This window comes from Chryseobacterium nepalense, assembly GCF_023195755.1.
GTDB classification, from domain to species: Bacteria; Bacteroidota; Bacteroidia; order Flavobacteriales; family Weeksellaceae; genus Chryseobacterium; species Chryseobacterium nepalense.
This window is the reverse complement of the sequence record NZ_CP096203.1, coordinates 2,277,748-2,296,455: the sequence shown is the minus strand read 5'-3', so window position 1 is coordinate 2,296,455 and position 18,708 is coordinate 2,277,748. Positions and strand designations below refer to the sequence as shown.

Below are 18,708 nucleotides of genomic sequence, written 5' to 3'. Positions count from 1 at the left end.
GTCTATTTTTGCGGTATGAAAAACAGCAAACTGCTTTATCTGCATATTTTCTTTTGGACGATCTATATTATTGGAGCGGTTCTGATCCCCTATTTTGTCTTCCATTCCAACGCTACTATATTTAATATAACCTTTTTTATTACCAGTATCATCTGTTTTTACGTCAACTATTTTATTGTCGTTCCCAGGTTTTTTGATGCCGACAAAATTTATAAATCCTTTGTCGCTTTTTTCCTGAGTGTGAGTTCCTTTGTATTGGTAAGATATTTTGCAGAGGAATGGTTTCTACCCATTTATTTCGGGATCAGGAATTATTCAGAAGATACCGGTTTCGGCTTTTATTTCTTCGATAATATTTTTTACAGCAGCACCACGATCTTTATCAGCACCACATTCTGGTTCTTCAAATATTCCATCATTGCGGAAGAAGAAAAGTCTCAGCTTGTTGAAGCCAAAAAAAACGCGGAATTACAGGCGCTGAAAACCCAGATCAATCCTCATTTCATCTTTAATTCTTTAAATAATATCTATTCTCTTGTATATCAGAAATCGGATAATGCTTTGCCCGCCATTGAAGAGCTGAGCCGGCTGCTGCGGTACAGCACGAAAGATCTTGGTGAAGACCGGATTGCTCTGGAAAAAGAAATTGGCTACATTGAAAGTCTCATGGCCTTGGAAAAACTCAGAATTAAAAACCCGGAACTGCTAGTGTTTGAAAAGAAAATCCTTCATCCGAATCTTAGCATATCACCGATGATCCTGGTTCCGTTTGTTGAAAATGCTTTTAAGCATGGCGATTTTAGAAATAAAGGCTTTGAAATGAGAATTTCCGATGAGGATAAAGTATTACATTTTTATCTTTTAAATTATAAAAAGGAAAAGATGAAAGATTCGGTATCAGGAATTGGTATTGAAAATGTGAGAAAAAGACTGGAAATTTTATATCCTCAAAAATATACGCTTAACATTAAAGACTCGAAACAGGAATTTGTGGTAGATTTAAAAATTAATTTAAGAGATGAAAACCATTAAATGTATTATTGTCGATGATGAGCCGCTTGCCATCTCTTTACTGGAAAATTATGTGCAGAAAATTCCTTTTCTCGAACTTGTGTTTTCCTCTGAAAATCCTATTGAAGCTTTAGAATATATTCAGATTAATGAGACTGATCTTGTATTTCTGGACATCCAGATGCCTGAACTGTCCGGTATTAATTTCATGAAAATCCTCGGTGATAAGGTAAAATATATTTTAACAACCGCTTATTCCGAATATGCTCTGGAAGGCTATGAACATCATATTGTAGATTATCTTTTAAAACCGATTTCATTCGAACGTTTTCACAAAAGTGCCGTAAAGGCGCAGGAACGTTTTTCGTTGGGAAAACAAGAACAGGACTATTTCTTTGTAAAATCTTCAGGAAAACAACATAGAATCAATTTTGCAGAGATTTTATATGTTGAAAGCATTCGGGATTATGTTAATATAAAAACTTCAGAAGAAGAGTTTATTGTTCTGGACACTTTGAAATCAATGGAACAGCAGCTTCCTGAAAGCTCCTTCATGCGAATTCACAAATCTTTTATTGTTAATCTAAATCACATTAAAAATAGCACAACCAAAAAGATTATCATCGATCCGGAATATGAAATTCCGATAGGGGAGCGTTATAGGACGAATTTTTTTAACCGGATCAAATAAAAAAGCAACTTCAATTGAAGTTGCTTTTTTCTATTATTAATTAAATCTAACAATTAATTTTCTTGTTGCTTAATCAGGTTAAGTGCAGAACCGGCTTTAAACCATTCGATCTGCTGATCGTTGTACGTATGGTTTGCCATAATGATGTCTTTAGTTCCGTCTGCATGAACGAACTCCAAAGTAAGTTGTTTCCCCGGAGCAAATTGCTCAAGATCAAGGAAATTAACCGTATCATCTTCCTGTACTTTATCGTAATCGGCTTCATCAGCAAAAGTTAATCCAAGCATTCCTTGTTTCTTAAGGTTAGTTTCGTGGATTCTTGCGAATGATTTTACCAATACTGCTTTTACGCCAAGGTGTCTTGGTTCCATAGCGGCGTGCTCTCTTGAAGAACCTTCACCGTAGTTCTGATCTCCTACAACGATTGATGGAACTCCTGCAGCTTTGTAAGCTCTTTGTACAGCTGGAACTTCACCGTATTCACCGGTAAGCTGGTTTTTCACCTTGTTGGTTTCCATGTTGTAAGCGTTTACCGCTCCGATCAGCATGTTGTTGGAAATATTATCTAAGTGACCTCTGTATTTCAACCATGGTCCAGCCATAGAAATGTGGTCGGTTGTACATTTTCCGAATGCTTTGATTAAAACTTTAGCACCTTCAATATTTTTACCGTCCCAAGCCGGGAACTCTTCTAACAACTGAAGTCTGTCTGAAGTAGGGCTTACGTTTACTACAACATGAGATCCGTCTTCAGATGGAGCCTGATATCCTGCGTCTTCTACAGCAAAACCTTTTGCAGGTAATTCAGAACCTTTTGGCTCGTCTAATTTGATCTGCTCACCAGCTTCGTTTGTTAAAGTATCAGTAATAGGGTTAAAGTCTAATCTTCCCGAGATTGCTACTGCAGCTACCATTTCAGGAGAAGCTACGAAAGCATGGGTATTCGGGTTACCATCTGCTCTTTTCGCAAAGTTTCTGTTGAAAGAGTGAATAATAGAGTTTTTCTCTCCTTTTTCAGCACCTTCTCTGTCCCATTGTCCGATACAAGGTCCACACGCGTTCGTAAAGATTCTTGCATTTTCGAATTTTCTGAAAGAGTCTAAGAATCCGTCTCTTTCAGCAGTATATTTTACCTGCTCCGAACCTGGGTTGATCCCTAAGATGGCTTTAGGCTTAACACCTTTTGCAACAGCGTCTTCCACGATAGAAGCAGCTCTTGATAAATCTTCATAAGAAGAGTTGGTACAAGATCCGATCAATGCCCATTCAACTTCAAGTGGCCATCCGTTAGCTTCCGCTTTTGCTCTGAATTCGGAAACCGGTGTTGCCAAATCCGGAGTGAAAGGTCCGTTTAAGTGAGGGGTAAGCTCAGAAAGGTTGATTTCTATTAATTGGTCGAAATATTGTTCTGGGTTTGCATATACCTCAGCATCACCTGTTAAATGTTCTGCAATCTGATCTGCAGCATCCACAACATCCTGTCTTCCTGTAGAAGCAAGATATCTTCTCATGGAATCATCATATCCGAAAGTGGAAGTCGTAGCACCGATTTCAGCACCCATGTTACAGATGGTTCCTTTTCCTGTTGCGGAAAGAGATTCTGCTCCTTCTCCGAAATATTCTACGATACATCCTGTACCACCTTTTACGGTAAGGATTCCTGCTACTTTAAGGATAACATCTTTTGCGGAAGTCCATCCGGACATTTTTCCGGTAAGTTTTACCCCGATCAGTTTAGGCATTTTAAGTTCCCATGCCATACCAGCCATTACGTCTACTGCATCAGCACCACCTACACCAATTGCAACCATTCCTAGACCTCCTGCATTTACCGTGTGAGAATCGGTACCGATCATCATACCGCCAGGGAAAGCATAGTTTTCCAATACTACCTGGTGAATGATTCCGGCTCCCGGTTTCCAGAAACCGATTCCGTATTTATCGCAAACAGAACTCAAAAAATTGAAAACTTCCGAGTTTTTATTGATACCTTCCTGTAAATCTTTATCAGCACCTACCTTTGCCTGGATAAGGTGATCTGCGTGAGCTGTTGAAGGAACAGCTACTTTCGCTTTTCCTGCCTGCATAAACTGCAGAAGCGCCATCTGCGCAGTTGCATCCTGCATTGCTACTCTGTCCGGTGCAAAATCTACATAAGAATTTCCTCTCTCATACGCCTGTGTAGCATTTCCTTCCCAAAGGTGAGTGTATAATATTTTTTCTGATAATGTAAGAGGTTTTCCCACAATCTGTCTTGCTGCTGCAATCCTTTCAGGGTAACGCTCGTACACTTTTTTGATCATATCGATATCAAATGTCATATCTCAAAAACGTTTTAAAATTATCAAACAATTATAAATGTTCCCAAAATTACGAAATTTTAATATTTTATGGGAGTTATATTATTTAGATTCTTTATAAATATGAATTTTATAATTTCTATTTTTCATTGTATTTTTGCTGTCAATATGGGTTTAAAAAAAATAATTCAGGTTCTAAGTGTTTTAATTTCGATAGTCGTTTTTTCTCAGAAATCGGTTCCGAAAAAAATAGCTGTAAAAAAGAAAACAGTGACTTCTGAAAAAAATATAAGTTTACCGGTTGTCAATCAGGATCTTCCGTTATTAATTCCGAAGAAAAAAAATGGGAATTTCGGGTATGTGAATCAGGAGGGTAAGTTTGTCATCCAGCCCGAATATCATATTGCCGTATTTTTTTATGAAGATTGTAATCTCCTGAATTCCCCGAATGAAAAATTTCGGAAATTCGGTACCGCAGATTATGCAACGGTAGAAAAAGACGAAATTTCATATAGAATAGACAAAAAAGGAAAAAGAGTCTATCGTTTTAAGAAAGAAGATCTTGGAAAATGTGTTCACAAGGAATATATTCAACAGCTGTATCAGGCTTATGTTTTAAATGGTTTTTACGGAATCATAGAAAAAGCAACTTTTAAAGATCCTGCGGATTACAGGCAGTTTCAAATCTATCCTCAATATGAATATCTCTTCATTCTTGAAGGCGATGATGTGGCCAATCCGATGATTGTTGCTTCAAAAAACAATATGTTTGGAGTCATTGATGTACACAACAGGGTAATTATTCCATTTGAGTATGATGATATTAAACGTAATTTTAGCTGGAAACTGGGTAAAATGTTTGATGTTTCGAAAGATGGGAAAAATTATTACTACATCGACTCAAATAATAATACTTACTGATTTTAACCCTCACCAAATGGGGGTGCATTTGAAAAATTCTTTCAATAATGAGGGGTGCTAAATTTTTTAAAGTATATCTGATAATAATTTTGTAATTTTGCGGCAGAAATAAAGGGGTGCTGTCACAAGCTGAGATTATACCCAATGAACCTGGAACGGGTAATGCCGTTTAGGGAATTTAAAAAAATGTAACAATAGAACAGTATAACAATGTACCAATTCTTATTGTTAGACTGGTAAACTGATACATTTTTTACATTAATTTAATCCGCCCCTTTTATTCATTAAATGTTAAAATTTATAGAATGAAAGGATTATTTTTTTTAGGCCTAACTGTAGGCGCAGCTGCTTTTATCCAGGCACAAAATACCGATTCCTTAAAAATAAAGGAAATTGAAGCTGTTAATTTTACCAAAAGACTTCCCGTTGCAAAAGAGATCATTAATGTTCAGAAAGATCTGGACAGCAGGAATCTCGGGCAGGATCTTCCGATTCTATTAAAAAATCAGACTTCCATTATTTCGACATCAGATGCCGGAAACGGGGTAGGATATACCGGTTTTAGAATCCGAGGGGTTTCCGGAAGTGCAATTAATGTGATGATGAATGGTGTTCCGTACAATGACTCGGAAAGCCAGGGAACGTTCTTTGTCAACGTTCCGGATCTTACCAGTTCTGCTTCACAGATTCTGATTCAGCGAGGAGTGGGAACATCCAACAACGGAGCTGCCGCATTCGGGGCAAGCATCAATGTACTTTCAAAAGATCCGGAAGAAAAATTTTATGTTAAAACAGATGACAGCTACGGATCATTTAATACCTATAAATATTCTGCCGAAATCGGATCCGGAAAATTCTGGGGGAACCGACTTTCCATAATGGGAAGATATACCCATATTAATTCAGACGGATATATTGACAGAGCTTTTTCAAAGTTGAATTCCTATAATTTCACGGCTTTATATGAAGAAGGAAACACCAGAATCCGTTTAATGGCTTTCGGAGGGAAGGAAAAAACCTATCAAGCCTGGAACGGAATCGACCGGAAAACCTGGGAAACTGATCCCAAATTCAATTATTCCGGGGCAATTTATGATGCAAGTTGGGAAAATATTATAGGCTTTTATGATAACGAAACCGACAATTACCGACAAAATCATTACCAGTTGCTTTGGGAACAGAAATTCAATGATAAATGGAATCTCGAAACAACCTTACATTATACCAAAGGAAAAGGATATTATGAAAATTATAAGCAGGGTGATCCATTCGCCAGATATAACTTACCTGATGTTGGAAGTGAAGAATATTCGGACTTTATCAGAAAAAAATGGCTTAATAATGATTTCTATGGGATTGTTTCAACGCTTTATGGAAAACTAGGAATTGTTGATGTCAACTTTGGGGCAGTCGCCAATCAATATTATGGAAGACACTTCGGAAATGTAACCGGTGTTTTCATTCCCCAGATTGATGAATACGAATATTACAGAAACCGCTCCGTAAAAAATGAAGTGGCAGGTTTTGCAAAAGCATTGGTAAGGATAAATGATCTTGAGTTTTTTGGAGATTTGCAATTGAGAAATGTAGATTACAATACGAAAATCATCACTTCCGGAGATGATGAAGGAGCTAATCTCGATAAAAACTGGCTGTTCTTCAATCCAAAAGCGGGAATCAATTACAAAATTAGCAATGGAAAAATTTTTATTTCCTACGCTCACGCACACCGCGAACCGAACCGTGACGACCTTTTGGCAAACAATGACGTAAAAGCAGAAAAACTTCACGATTTTGAAGCTGGTTTCGAAAGACAGTTTGGACCTGTATCATTCACCGCCAACTTATATTATATGTATTATGTGAACCAGCTTGTCCTGAATGGGGAGCTGAATAATGTAGGGGCCTTTATCAGAACCAATTCAGGAAAAAGTTTCCGAAGTGGGATTGAGCTCGGAGCATTGGCTAAAATCTCAAAACAGTGGGAACTTAGTGGAAATGTAAGTTTCAGCAACAACAGGAATTTAGATTTTAAAGTAGAAAATGAAAATGGTGTTCAGGATCTCGGAAATACACAGATTTCCTTTTCTCCGGATGTTATCGCCAATCTTGCAGTGAAATTCAACCCCAATAAAAATTTCCAGTTTGCCTTAATCAACCAATATGTAGGAAAACAGTATCTGGATAATTCCGAAGATCGTAATCTGCAGCTGAACGATTATTTCCTGACTGATTTTAATGCTCAATACCAATTCAAAATTCATAATAATGACATCGCCCTCAAGCTTTTAGTAAACAATATTTTCAATAAAAAATATGTGAACAACGGCGCTGTGTACGATGGCTCTCCTTACTATTTTTCTCAGGCAGGAACCAATTTTATGTTCGGCATCAGCTGGAAAATTCAGTAATCAATCAGGCTATATTGAAATAATTATAGTAAAAAGTAAAGTTAGATTTTTAAGGCTGCTCCGGCAGTCTTTTTTATTAAATCTTGCCACTATTTATTTTAGGAGCTTTTTCCCGCTTTCCGCACTCGCTATTTCTTTATTTTCCTGGGTAGCGAAGCCGCCGCTACCCAGGAAAATAAAGAAATGAGCTCAGACAATTGCTTCAATCGCGGCTAGGGTAGCAGTTTGCCTATTTATAAATGTTCCCAAAAAACAAAAGGAGGTCTTAAATAAAAGACAGATTGTTATAAATTTCGAAATTCATGAATAAGAGCGGGTTTTATTCCGCTTCCAGGAGGAATAATCCAATGTCTTTAGCCAAAGCTTAATAATAGGGACAGGATTTCTAAAATCAGATCTGCATATTTTTAAACTTGATACCGAACAATTCTTATATAACAAAAAGTCATGAAAAAGTCATAAATTTGCCACCAAATGAATATTTCAGCTTACATTTTAGAATATTTGAAACAATTCGGTACTGTTACGGTCCCGGATTTTGGGGTGTTTTCGCTCGAAAACTCCAAGGCCATTATCAATTCCGAAAATGGGAGCATCCTTCCTCCTGCCAGTAAAATTGTTTATACCCCGGATTATAAAGTAAAGTCTGAGGAGCTGGCTGCTTTTATTGCGGGACACAAACAGATGACCGTAGAAGCTTCCAAAACAGATCTCCAGATCCAGACCGATTTCTGGAAAAAGAAGCTGCAGGCAGATCAGATGCTCGAGATTCAGGGGCTTGGTACTATTTACATTGAAGAAGGCGAAACGCATTTCAAAGGAAACAGACTCCAGTCGGATCACCCGGATTTTTATGGTTTGGAAGAAATTAAGATTTCAGACATCCATAACAATGAACCTCTGAAAACAGGTTCGAAAAATTCCGGAAAAGATTACCGGTTTAACAAATCCATTCTTTGGATTTTCCTGATCATTATTCCTGTTGCTGGAATTTTATATGTAGCTTATACACAACAGGAGCTTCTTTTTGGTGAAAAATCTTTTGGAAATACCAACCCTTCCATACAGACCAGAACCCACAGGATTGAAAAAGATACTGTAAAGCCACAACAAGCTGCTCCGCCGGTAGTCCCATCAGATTCTCTGAAAAAAGACACTGCTGTGGTAAAGCAGAATATTCAGCCGGCAACACAAAAGTCTGTAAACAATCCGGCTCCTACAAACAACACTAAGAAAAAATGGCAAAAATAAAGAAGGCGTCAGAATCCCTGACAGTAATGACGAACATTGTACTCCCCAATGATACCAACCAATTGAGGAATCTTTTCGGTGGCGAGCTGTTGGCAAGAATGGACCGATGTGCCTCAATTTCAGCGACAAGACACTGCGAAAGAAGGGTAGTGACCGCTTCCGTGAATCATGTTTCATTTGATCACCCGATTCCGGAAGGTGGAATTGTAGTAATGGAATCCAAAGTTTCCAGAGCTTTTTCCACGTCTATGGAAATTTATGTAGATGTATGGCTGGATGATCCTATTAATCACAAAAAAATTCAGACCAATAAAGGAATTTATACTTTCGTGGCGGTTGATGAATTCAACAGACCCATCCCAATCCCTGAAATGGAACCGGAAACTGATCTTGAAAAAGAAAGATACGCAGCCGCACTCAGAAGAAAGGAACTCTCCCTGATTCTTTCCGGAAGAATGAAACCTTCTGAGTCAATTGAGCTTAAAAAGCTTTTTGGGGAGGAAACAAAATAACTTGATTAAGAAATTATTTGTAGTTTTTTTGACGCAAGTTGGTGATTATCTTGGTTGTACTTAAGAAAAGAACAATCAACAAGTTTATTGATGAAGCTGTAATCTAATCTGCTAAATCTGAATAATCTGTGCGGATTTTAAATAAAACTTAAACAAATAATTTCTTTCAGCGAAAGGCCACAAAAAATTATTGTAACAAGTACAGATAGAACCGACAAAAATAGTTGTCGGTTTTTTATTGCTGCTTCAGTAGAGGATTCTAAGTAATCGGTGGTTTTAGCAAACATTTTTTCAGGAAAGAATATGGGTAAGGCCAAAAGATATAAAAACAGAAAATTAAGACCTACTTCAAGCCATAAAAAATTTTTACTCCCAAAACCGTCTCCACCGTCTCCGGAATAGTGAACGGGAATAATTTCCTGTACAGAAGAAAATTGCTGTGACAGCACAATAATATATATAAGAAGAAGCAATACGGAAATGCTGAAAATAACCTTAGGTGACTTCATGGAAAACTAAAAAAATCAATTACAAAAGCTGTTTGTGAATCTTTGTGACTACCTTTGCAGAACAAATATAAAAATTATTAACGTAATTTCGTTTGTGTCATTTGTGCAAAACAATTAGTGTCATTAGTGTTTAGAAAAATATGAAAATACTCCTTTTAGATAAGAACCATCCCTTGATTACCGAACAGCTTTTAGCCAAAAATTTTATTCTGGAAGAAGATTTTACCTCTTCCTATGATGAGGTTTGTCGAAAAATTAAAGACTATGACGGTATCATCATCCGAAGCAGAATTCCTTTAGACAAAAATTTTCTGGAGCATGCTGAAAATCTGAAATTCATTGCGAGAGTAGGAGCAGGAATGGAAAATATTGATATTCCTGTAGCACAAAAATTGGGAATTCAGCTGATCAATTCCCCGGAAGGAAACCGTGATTCTGTAGCGGAACATGTAGTGGGAATGCTTCTGATCTTAATGAACAGGCTTTTCATTGCATCCCGGGAAGTAAAAAACGGCATCTGGCTCAGGGAAGAAAACAGGGGGGATGAGCTTCTGGGAAAAACGGTAGGCCTCATCGGATATGGAAATATGGGTAAAGCAACAGCCAAAAGACTTTCCGGTTTCGGCTGCAAAGTAATTTTTCATGATATTCTACCAGGGTTAAGTGATGAATATGCCACTCAGGTTTCCTTGGATGAGCTTAAAGAAAAAGCGGAGGTGCTCAGTCTGCATATTCCTTTAACGGAAGAATCGTATTATCTTGTAGATGGATTATTTATTTCCGAAATGAAGAATGATTTTTATTTCATCAATACTGCACGTGGTAAAAATGTGGAAACCAAAAGCTTGGTGGAAGCTATAAAATCAGGAAAGGTAAAAGGGGCTTGTCTTGACGTTCTGGAATATGAAAAGTCGTCTTTTGAAAACCTGGAAACCGAAAATGAAGATCTTCGGTATCTGCTTGAATCCGAAAAAGTAATCGTAACACCCCATATTGCGGGCTGGACTATCCAGAGTAAAGAAAAGCTCGCCCAGGTAATTGTAGATAAAATCCTTGCTCAGTTTTCAGGTAATTTTCAGTCGATTCATTAATTGGTACATTTTTAAAGTATATTTTGTGATTATCTTTATGTTAAATAATTCATAATATATAATCAATATTTACTCATTATTTTCAGTTTTATTAAATTGCCGCTCATTTTGAAATTCATGAGGATGCGTAATCTTGTACTTATTATCACTACCTGTATAGCTCTTTTTTCCTGTAAAAACAAAGCTGAAAATCAGGAAGCTGCCATTGAAAGCACAACAAATCTCCCGAATTACGGAAACGTAGATCTAAGTAAAGTTTTTACTGCAGCAGACAGTCAGATCCCTGATAAAGCATCTCTTTCAAGATACATTGATCAATATTATAAAAGAGTATGGGAAAGAGGTGATCTCAGCGGTGGAATTCTGGTTGCCAAAGGCGATGATATTCTCTATGAAAATTACAGGGGTTTTGCAAGAGAAGGAAATCAAAATCCTATTGACAGGAATACTCCGCTTCATGTTGCCTCCGTATCGAAAACACTTACGGCAATGGCTATGCTTAAGCTGATAGAAGCCGGTAAAATAAATCTGGATGACCATCTTACAAAATTTTTCCCGGGATTCCCTTATCCGAATGTTACGGTTAAAACATTGCTTGATCAAAGAAGCGGTCTCCCGAAATATGAATATTTTATTACTAAAATACAGCCCGTTCCTGCCGAACTTTCCAAAGCATTTCTTACGAATCAGGATATTTTAAATATGATCATCAAGTACAAACCGGATCTGGCTAGAGATACAGATACGGGATTCATGTACTGCAATACTAATTTTGCCATGCTTGCGCTGCTGATTGAAAAGGTAACCAATACTCCTTTTCCGCAAGCCATGAAAGAGATGGTTTTTGATCCTCTTAAAATGAAAAATACATTTATTTTTCAGGAAAAAGATATTCCCACGGCATCACAGTCATTTTTTTACGGAGGAAAAAAGCTTTATCCTCTGGATCGCCTGGATCTCATTTACGGGGATAAAAATGTGTATACCACACCGAGGGATCTGTATAATTTTTCTAAAGCCATGTTTTCGAAAGATTTTTTAAAGCCTGAACTCATGGAACAGGTTTTCACGCCATACAGCAATGAAAAACTCGGAATGAATAATTACGGACTGGGCTTCAGAATGAAAATTTTCGACAACGGCGAAAAACTTACTTATCACAATGGATGGTGGCACGGCACAAACTCTGTGTTTGCCCATTTGCTGAAGTCAAAAGTAACCATTGTAGCGATTGGAAACAGGTATTCCGGGAAGGTTTATACAGCGCTTGCCTTATCGGGTCTGTTTGAAGATTTTCCTTCTCAGAAGGATAAACTTCATAGTGTTATGAGTGACGATAAAGATACATTAAAAGGTCATGGTGAAGTTTATGGAGAATAATGTTTATTTTTGCGTAAACATCTTCATGAAAAGATTTCTTTTACTATTTGTTATTGGCTTTCTTTTGCAGTCCTGTGCAAGAGTAGGATCACCGGTAGGAGGTCCGAAAGATACGTTGGCGCCAAAGTTTTTAGGTTCGAATATTGACAGCACAAGAATTAATGTTCCGAGAGATATAAAGGAACTTCGTCTTGATTTCAACGAATATGTTTCGCTGAAAGACATCAATAAGAATCTTAGCATATCGCCACCGATTAAAAATATTACCAGGATCATTCCTTCCAGTATTGCCAATAAATTTGTTCTTATCCAATGGAAAGATACGCTGCAGGCCAATACCACATATAATTTTAATTTCGGAAATGCCATTTCGGATAACAACGAAAATAATATTCTAAGATATTTCAATTTTGCCTTCTCTACGGGTGACAAACTGGATGATCTTTATATCAGCGGAGAGGTAAAAGATGCCTTGTCACTTAAAAAAGCGGGTGAAAACAAATTTGTTGTGGGCCTTTACCAGGTGAAGGATACCATTGATTATAAACAAAAGCCTTATTACATCACAAAAGTTGATGATGACGGTTATTATGAGCTGAATTATCTTGCTCCGGGAAAATACAGAATTATTGCTTTTGAAGATGAAAACGGTAATTCCATGTATGATCAGGGAAAAGAAAAAGTAGGCTTTCAGAAAGAGGCCGTTGTTGTAGAAAAATCAATCTCAGGATTAAATGTAAAGCTGTACCCGTCTAAAAAACCGGTAAAATATATTGAAACCAAAGAAGTGCCGGGAGGTGTTTTAATGACTTTTGAAGGAAGGCCGGACAGCGTAAGGGTACAGTCTCAAAGCGAAAAACTGACAGATTACAAGGTAACACATGCTCCGAAATCAGACTCTGTAAGAATCTGGTTTGATGCCGTGAAAAGCAATCTCGGGCAAACCACCGTTGAAAACCTTAAGTTAGGGTATAATGCTGGAACTAAAAAAGATACACTGTACAGCGCTTCTCTTTTCTATCGTTATAACACAAAAAATGCAATGGATGTAAACAGTGATAACGGCGGCGGAATGCTTCCTCCTAAAGAAAATTTTAAAATTAGCTCAAACTATTATATCACAAACCTTAATACGGATAAATGGATTTTCAGAGCAGCTGGAGACAGCCTCAATACACTTCCTTTCACTGCAAAAATATCGGAAACGAATCCCTATCAGATTATTGTTAATGCGGATTTTGTTTCTGGTAAAAAATATCAGCTTACCGTACCTAAAGAAACGGTTTCTTCTTTCTATGCTAAAAATTATCAGTCGAAACGGTTTGATTTTGAAGCAGATAAAGTGGAAAATTACGGAAGCCTAACCTTTAAACTGGAAAATGCTCCTACATCAAGTTATTGGATTCAACTGGTGGACAGTTCTGAAAAAATCCTTTATCAGAAATACACCAAAGGTAATGATGTGAAATTTGATATTCTCAAACCGGCAGAATATATTGTACGTATCCTTGTAGATAACAATGAAAATAAATATTGGGACGAGGCAGATTTTCAGAACGGAATTTTTGCAGAAGACTCTTATATTTATTACAAAACGGTAATTGTGAGACCTTTATGGGACAGCAATGAGACATGGGATCTTAAAGATACAAGGGTTTTGGATACCTCAAAGTTCGGAACTCAGAAGACGAACAACAGTGCTTCTCCAACACCTTCCAATCCAGCCACGCCAAAAACAAATGTAAGACCGGAATTAAAAACGGACAGGGGTTCGCTTACGCCTGTCAGATAATAATGAAAACATTTAAAAGAATACTTTTTTGGGTTTTGATAATCTTCGCTTTGATTCAGTTTATTCCAACGGATAAGGTGAACAGACCGGTTGACCATAAGGTAAATTTTGCGGATGTACAGAGAACGCCTCAAAAAATCAATGAGCTGATTAAAGGAGCCTGTTACGACTGCCATTCCGATGAAACGATATATCCCGGCTATGCTTATGTAGCACCAATTTCCTGGTCTGTTAAAAGCCATATCAACGAAGGCAGGGAGCATCTGAACTTTTCCATTTGGGGGACGTATAATCAGGACTTAAAAAAAAGCATGCTTGAGAGGTCCGTTCAGGCCATACAAAACAAAACAATGCCTATGCCTGGTTATATTGTGTATCACAAAAAAGCCAATTTATCAGAAGCAGAACGGATGTTACTTGTTCAGTATTTTGAAGAAATGCTGAAATCAAAAACATATTAAAAAAAATCCACGGATTGTAAAACTTTGAAATAAAGTCTGTCAATCCGTGGAAAATATAAGTTTGTATTAAACCTTTCGCGCGTAGTTTTCAAAAAACTTTTTCTGCGAATCAAATGCAATATCCTCAGGATTTAATTTATCCAATGGAATCCACACTGCATCCGAAATTTCAGAAATATCAAGTTTCACCTGAAACTTTTCCGAAACATGATATTCGTAAAAAAGATCAATTGTGTTATAATCTATTTCTTTGTACTGATATACATTCGGAAGGCTCGTAAGATACTTTAAATTTGAAATATCAACATCAAGCTGCAGTTCTTCAAAAAGCTCTCTTTTGCAGGTTTCTTCTGCGCTTTCACTCGGGTCTACAAAGCCTCCGGGAAGATCAAGCTTTCCTTTTTTCGGATCTCTGTTCCTTCTGGTAAGGTAAATTTCATTTTCAAATCGTATAATCACAGCTACCGCTCCGGCTACATTATTATAAAGCGTGAAATTACATTCGGGACAGCTCCATTTTTTCTCACCGTCCCAGTTCAGAGATTCTTTGCCACAGCTTGGGCAATATTTCAATATTTTCATTGAGCAACATTAATATTTCTCGGGTGGTAATTTAAAATAACATCCCGGAGTTCTTCGGTTTTAAGATGGGTATAAATTTCCGTGCTGGTGATGCTGGAATGGCCCAGCATTTCCTGGATATAACGGAGATCTGCCCCGTTTTGAAGCAAATGCGTCGCAAAAGAATGCCTGAAGGTGTGCGGTGAGATTTTCTTGCTCACGCCAGCTTTGTCCGTAAGTTCTTTTATGATTAAAAATACGATTACTCTTGACATGGAAGTTCCTCTGCTATTCAGAAACAGAGTATCTTCATATCTTTTGCTGACTTTAATTTTCGAACGTATCTCCGAAATATAATTTAAAAGTAAGGTAGCAGTATAGTCCGCGAGCGGAACAAAACGTGTTTTATTGCCTTTTCCAAGCACTTTAATGTAGTGTTCGTGGAAGTTGATATTGGAAATTTTAAGCTCAATAAGCTCCGATACCCGCAGTCCGCATCCGTAAAGCACCTCAATAATGCACTGGTTTCTTTTTCCCAAATCAGAATCCAGTTCAATGGCGTCTATAATTTTGTTAATGTCCGGAAGTGTTAAGGTATCAGGCAGATAAAGCCCTAGCTTTGGACCTTCTAATAAAGTGGCCGGATTGTCTTTGCGAAATTCATCCTCAACAAGATATTTGAAAAATGCTTTTATAGACGAGATCCATCTTGCCTGTGAACGTTCGCTGAATTTCTTTTTGGAAAGGTTAAAAATGTATTCCTGCAGGTTTTCGTACTGAATCGTATCTGGCCCCACATTTTCTAAATCTTCTTCTGCGTATTCTTTTAGTTTTTTGATATCCCTGATATACGCATCAAGAGTATTTTCTGAAAAATTTCTTTCAAAACGAAGAAAAATTTCAAAATCCTTAATTTTTTCATCCCAAATCATGTTGTGTTATTTTTTTAATTCATATTCCGAAATCTGTATTATTTCAATACCATGGTTTTTTAAAAATGATATTCCATCATCGTCCGAATACTCGTTTATATATACAAGCCTGTTGATTCCGGCCTGTAGAATAAGTTTACTGCATTCTTTACACGGAGACAGCGTTAAATATAACGTGGCTCCTTTTGCAGACTGTGTGGAAGCGGCCAGCTTTAAAATGGCATTGGCTTCTGCATGCAGCACATACCAATGCGTTTTGCCTTCTTCATCCTCACAGCAGTTTTCAAAACCTGATGGGGTACCATTGTAACCATCTGAAATAATCATCCTATCTTTTACGATAAGAGCTCCTACCTGCTTTCGTTTACAGTAGGATAGTTTTGCCCATTCCTGAGCCATCTTCAGATAAGCTTTATCAAACTTATTCATACATCAGCATCGTTTTTTTTCGAAATAATTTTAATCAAGGATAATTTAGAAGCTGGGTTTTCTTTTTTCAAGAAACGCAGAGACTCCTTCTTTTTTATCATCTAAGTCAAAAAGCTCTCCGAAATATTGAATTTCGGTTTCAAAACCTTTATCCGTATCTGATAAGTTTACAGCACGAATAGCTTTGGATATTGCCATTGGGGAATTGTTAGCAATAACGTTGGCCAATTCCTGTGTTTTGGTTAATAATTCTTCAACAGGATATACTTCATTTACCAGTCCGATTTCTTTTGCTCTCTGAGCAGGAACCATTTTGGCAGAGAAGATCATTTCGTTGGCAATACCTTTTCCTACAAGCTTCGGAAGCCTTTGAGTTCCGCCATAACCCGGAATCAATCCCAGCGTTACTTCAGGTAATCCCAGTTTGGCATTTTCCGATGCATATCTGATGTGGCATGCCATAGCAAGCTCCAGACCGCCGCCCAAAGCAAATCCGTTTACGGCTGCAATAACAGGCTTGGTCATATTTTCTATTTTATTGAATAATGAGTTTTGTCCGTTTCTGGCAAGTTCTTCTGCTTTCTCCTGTCCGAAATCACTGAATTCTTTAATGTCGGCTCCTGCAACGAAAGATTTTTCACCGCTTCCTGTAAGAATGATTACCCTACAGCTGCTATCAGTATCTAATTCTTCCAAAGCTGAACCCAGTTCACTGATTGTTTTGGCATTTAGTGCATTTAAACTTTCAGGACGGTTTATGGTAATTATAGATATGTTATTTTGTTTATCTAATAATATGTTTTCGTAACCCATTTTTCAACTGATAAAATATTATTCTGTGCAAATTATAAATTTTTTATAAAAAAAAGGAAAAAAGATTGACTTTTTTTCCTTTTATTGCATTTGTTTTATTATTTAAGGCAATTATTTAGAATGATTCATCATATTGGCATCAATAACAACATTAAGCTGTGTGGCGACTTTCATGCCCAGCTCAATATTCGCTCTGAAAAAATGGCAAAGCTGGCGGTTGATGATTTCATCTCTTTTAGGTCCTGTGATGCCTTTCATGCTTCCCACAATATTGTTCACAAGATTATGCCGGTCTTCAGGACTCATTGCTTTTGAGTATAGCAATCCCGGCTGAGTGTAATGATCATCATCGTTTTCATTTCTGCTGTAATTGGCTACATGAGCGCTGTCCAGTTCGTATTCATAATTTTTGTAAGATGAATCAGGTTTTATATCATCAAAGCTGTTCGGATGATAATTTGGCTTGTCCTGATAATGACTGGAGTCTGCCATAAAACCGTCGCGCTGATAATTATTTACGGCAAACGGACATCTGTTCACTTCAAGATGATGGGCATTGACGCCCACTCTGTATCGATGGGCATCAGGATAAGAGAACAGTCTTCCCTGAAGCATTTTATCCGGAGAAAAGCTGATTCCGTTAATTAAGTTACTTGGTGAAAAGGTTGATTGCTCAACGTGAGCAAAATAATTTACCGGAATTTCATTCAATTCCATTTCGCCCACTTCAATTAACGGGAAATCTCCCTGAAACCATACTTTAGTTATATCAAAAGGGTTCCATCTGAAGTCTCTTGCCTGATCTTCTGTCATTACCTGAATATACATGGTCCATTTCGGGAAGTTTCCTTCTTCAATGGCATTGCACATATCCTCCTGGGCGAAATCAGGATTTTCGCCTGCCATTTTTATCGCTTCTGCATCCGTGAAATTCTTGATTCCCTGTTTTGTTTTCATGTGGAATTTTACCCATACCCTCTCGTTTTTATCATTGATCATCGAAAAAGTATGAGATCCGAAACCGTGCATATGACGGTATCCGTACGGCGTTCCTCTGTCGGACATCAAAATAAGAACCTGATGCAGCGATTCAGGATTAAGACTCCAGAAATCCCACATCATAGTAGCACTTTTAAGATTGGTTTTCGGAACTCTTTTCTGGGTGTGGATAAAGTCCGGGAATTTTTTTGCATCTTTAATGAAGAATACCGGTGTATTATTTCCTACGAGATCCCAGTTTCCATCCTCTGTATAAAATTTAAGAGCAAAACCTCTTGGGTCTCTAGCCGTGTCTGCACTTCCTTTTTCCCCACCCACAGTAGAGAAACGGGCAAACATCCTGCATGAATTTCCTACTTTTGAAAATAATTTTGCTTTTGTATATTGGCTGATATCGTGTGTTACAGTGAAAGTTCCGTAGGCGCCGGTGCCTTTAGCATGAACAATTCGTTCGGGGATTCTCTCTCTCACAAAATGGGCAAGATTTTCCTGTAAAACGAAATCCTGCAACAAAACAGGCCCTCTTGGTCCTACGGTCTGCGAATCCTGATGCTCATAATAAGGAGCGCCATTGTTTAACGTTAATTTTTTAGAATCCATATACTTATGATTTGTTTCGCGGTTTTTACTGTTAGCTGCCTGTA

General features: G+C 37.5%; 17 protein-coding genes. 10 read left to right on the top strand and 7 right to left on the bottom strand.

The genetic code is table 11. The annotated features are described in order from the left end of the window. Positions 1–15: 15 nt before the first annotated feature. Both M0D58_RS09980 and M0D58_RS09975 read left to right on the top strand, forming a co-directional pair. Entirely contained in the window at positions 16–1,032 is a 1,017-nt protein-coding gene (locus M0D58_RS09980; protein WP_248388868.1) for a sensor histidine kinase, read from the top strand. Continuing rightward, positions 1,019–1,702, top strand: a complete 684-nt coding sequence (locus tag M0D58_RS09975; protein WP_248388866.1) for a LytR/AlgR family response regulator transcription factor — start codon at positions 1,019–1,021, stop codon at positions 1,700–1,702. The genes M0D58_RS09980 and M0D58_RS09975 overlap by 14 nt, the downstream gene beginning before the upstream one ends. A gap of 53 nt (positions 1,703–1,755) precedes the next feature. On the opposite strand, the gene M0D58_RS09970 is transcribed toward M0D58_RS09975, so the two are convergent. Beyond that, the gene (locus tag M0D58_RS09970) at positions 1,756–4,023 is read right to left on the bottom strand and encodes an aconitate hydratase (RefSeq protein ID WP_248388864.1); all 2,268 of its coding nucleotides are present in this window, start codon (positions 4,021–4,023) and stop codon (positions 1,756–1,758) included. A gap of 102 nt (positions 4,024–4,125) precedes the next feature. Here M0D58_RS09970 and M0D58_RS09965 point away from each other — a divergent pair, with 102 nt between their 5' ends. The 4 genes from M0D58_RS09965 (at position 4,126) to M0D58_RS09950 (ending at position 9,097) form a co-directional block, all read left to right on the top strand. Continuing rightward, a complete protein-coding gene (locus M0D58_RS09965; protein ID WP_248388862.1) occupies positions 4,126–4,923 on the top strand; it encodes a WG repeat-containing protein in 798 nt (265 codons plus the stop codon). A gap of 305 nt (positions 4,924–5,228) precedes the next feature. Further along, on the top strand, positions 5,229–7,334 hold the full coding sequence (locus tag M0D58_RS09960; RefSeq protein WP_248388860.1) for a TonB-dependent receptor: 2,106 nt from the start codon (positions 5,229–5,231) through the stop codon (positions 7,332–7,334). 474 nt (positions 7,335–7,808) lie between these two features. Next, entirely contained in the window at positions 7,809–8,585 is a 777-nt protein-coding gene (locus M0D58_RS09955) for a hypothetical protein (RefSeq protein ID WP_248388858.1), read from the top strand. Further along, complete coding sequence (locus tag M0D58_RS09950) at positions 8,573–9,097, top strand: acyl-CoA thioesterase (RefSeq protein WP_169231884.1); 525 nt, start codon at positions 8,573–8,575, stop codon at positions 9,095–9,097. The genes M0D58_RS09955 and M0D58_RS09950 overlap by 13 nt, the downstream gene beginning before the upstream one ends. A 137-nt stretch (positions 9,098–9,234) precedes the next feature. Here the strand turns inward: M0D58_RS09950 and M0D58_RS09945 are convergent, their stop codons facing one another. Further along, positions 9,235–9,606, bottom strand: a complete 372-nt coding sequence (locus M0D58_RS09945) for a hypothetical protein (RefSeq protein WP_248388856.1) — start codon at positions 9,604–9,606, stop codon at positions 9,235–9,237. A gap of 140 nt (positions 9,607–9,746) precedes the next feature. Between M0D58_RS09945 and M0D58_RS09940 the strand changes: the two genes are divergently transcribed. The 4 genes from M0D58_RS09940 to M0D58_RS09925 all read left to right on the top strand — a co-directional run bounded on the left by M0D58_RS09940 (position 9,747) and on the right by M0D58_RS09925 (position 14,330). Then, positions 9,747–10,697: a 2-hydroxyacid dehydrogenase gene (locus tag M0D58_RS09940; protein WP_248388854.1), complete on the top strand. Its 951-nt coding sequence runs from the start codon at positions 9,747–9,749 to the stop codon at positions 10,695–10,697. 117 nt (positions 10,698–10,814) lie between these two features. Continuing rightward, the gene (locus tag M0D58_RS09935; protein WP_248388852.1) at positions 10,815–12,077 is read left to right on the top strand and encodes a serine hydrolase domain-containing protein; all 1,263 of its coding nucleotides are present in this window, start codon (positions 10,815–10,817) and stop codon (positions 12,075–12,077) included. Between the two features lie 25 nt (positions 12,078–12,102). After that, entirely contained in the window at positions 12,103–13,869 is a 1,767-nt protein-coding gene (locus M0D58_RS09930; protein ID WP_248388850.1) for an Ig-like domain-containing domain, read from the top strand. A gap of 2 nt (positions 13,870–13,871) precedes the next feature. After that, the gene (locus M0D58_RS09925; RefSeq protein WP_248388848.1) at positions 13,872–14,330 is read left to right on the top strand and encodes a heme-binding domain-containing protein; all 459 of its coding nucleotides are present in this window, start codon (positions 13,872–13,874) and stop codon (positions 14,328–14,330) included. A gap of 66 nt (positions 14,331–14,396) precedes the next feature. On the opposite strand, the gene M0D58_RS09920 is transcribed toward M0D58_RS09925, so the two are convergent. From M0D58_RS09920 to M0D58_RS09900, 5 genes are all read right to left on the bottom strand, one after another. Next, complete coding sequence (locus M0D58_RS09920; protein ID WP_248388846.1) at positions 14,397–14,912, bottom strand: NUDIX hydrolase; 516 nt, start codon at positions 14,910–14,912, stop codon at positions 14,397–14,399. Next, the gene (xerD, locus tag M0D58_RS09915) at positions 14,909–15,823 is read right to left on the bottom strand and encodes a site-specific tyrosine recombinase XerD (protein ID WP_248388844.1); all 915 of its coding nucleotides are present in this window, start codon (positions 15,821–15,823) and stop codon (positions 14,909–14,911) included. The genes M0D58_RS09920 and xerD overlap by 4 nt, the downstream gene beginning before the upstream one ends. 6 nt (positions 15,824–15,829) lie before the next feature. Next, positions 15,830–16,252, bottom strand: coding sequence for a deoxycytidylate deaminase (locus M0D58_RS09910; protein WP_248388842.1), 423 nt, complete (start codon positions 16,250–16,252; stop codon positions 15,830–15,832). 45 nt (positions 16,253–16,297) lie between these two features. Beyond that, the gene (locus M0D58_RS09905; RefSeq protein ID WP_248388840.1) at positions 16,298–17,065 is read right to left on the bottom strand and encodes an enoyl-CoA hydratase/isomerase family protein; all 768 of its coding nucleotides are present in this window, start codon (positions 17,063–17,065) and stop codon (positions 16,298–16,300) included. Positions 17,066–17,176: 111 nt separating this feature from the next. Further along, on the bottom strand, positions 17,177–18,664 hold the full coding sequence (locus M0D58_RS09900) for a catalase (RefSeq protein WP_248388838.1): 1,488 nt from the start codon (positions 18,662–18,664) through the stop codon (positions 17,177–17,179). Between the last annotated feature and the right edge of the window lie 44 nt (positions 18,665–18,708).

Bases quoted from the DNA above. Each gene is read 5' to 3' on its own strand.
- M0D58_RS09980 (WP_248388868.1), top strand. From the start codon at position 16: ATGAAAAACAGCAAACTGCTTTATCTGCATATTTTCTTTTGGACGATC.
- M0D58_RS09975 (WP_248388866.1), top strand. From the start codon at position 1,019: ATGAAAACCATTAAATGTATTATTGTCGATGATGAGCCGCTTGCCATC.
- M0D58_RS09970 (WP_248388864.1), bottom strand. From the start codon at position 4,023: ATGACATTTGATATCGATATGATCAAAAAAGTGTACGAGCGTTACCCT.
- M0D58_RS09965 (WP_248388862.1), top strand. From the start codon at position 4,126: ATGAATTTTATAATTTCTATTTTTCATTGTATTTTTGCTGTCAATATG.
- M0D58_RS09960 (WP_248388860.1), top strand. From the start codon at position 5,229: ATGAAAGGATTATTTTTTTTAGGCCTAACTGTAGGCGCAGCTGCTTTT.
- M0D58_RS09955 (WP_248388858.1), top strand. From the start codon at position 7,809: ATGAATATTTCAGCTTACATTTTAGAATATTTGAAACAATTCGGTACT.
- M0D58_RS09950 (WP_169231884.1), top strand. From the start codon at position 8,573: ATGGCAAAAATAAAGAAGGCGTCAGAATCCCTGACAGTAATGACGAAC.
- M0D58_RS09945 (WP_248388856.1), bottom strand. From the start codon at position 9,606: ATGAAGTCACCTAAGGTTATTTTCAGCATTTCCGTATTGCTTCTTCTT.
- M0D58_RS09940 (WP_248388854.1), top strand. From the start codon at position 9,747: ATGAAAATACTCCTTTTAGATAAGAACCATCCCTTGATTACCGAACAG.
- M0D58_RS09935 (WP_248388852.1), top strand. From the start codon at position 10,815: ATGAGGATGCGTAATCTTGTACTTATTATCACTACCTGTATAGCTCTT.
- M0D58_RS09930 (WP_248388850.1), top strand. From the start codon at position 12,103: ATGAAAAGATTTCTTTTACTATTTGTTATTGGCTTTCTTTTGCAGTCC.
- M0D58_RS09925 (WP_248388848.1), top strand. From the start codon at position 13,872: ATGAAAACATTTAAAAGAATACTTTTTTGGGTTTTGATAATCTTCGCT.
- M0D58_RS09920 (WP_248388846.1), bottom strand. From the start codon at position 14,912: ATGAAAATATTGAAATATTGCCCAAGCTGTGGCAAAGAATCTCTGAAC.
- xerD (WP_248388844.1), bottom strand. From the start codon at position 15,823: ATGATTTGGGATGAAAAAATTAAGGATTTTGAAATTTTTCTTCGTTTT.
- M0D58_RS09910 (WP_248388842.1), bottom strand. From the start codon at position 16,252: ATGAATAAGTTTGATAAAGCTTATCTGAAGATGGCTCAGGAATGGGCA.
- M0D58_RS09905 (WP_248388840.1), bottom strand. From the start codon at position 17,065: ATGGGTTACGAAAACATATTATTAGATAAACAAAATAACATATCTATA.
- M0D58_RS09900 (WP_248388838.1), bottom strand. From the start codon at position 18,664: ATGGATTCTAAAAAATTAACGTTAAACAATGGCGCTCCTTATTATGAG.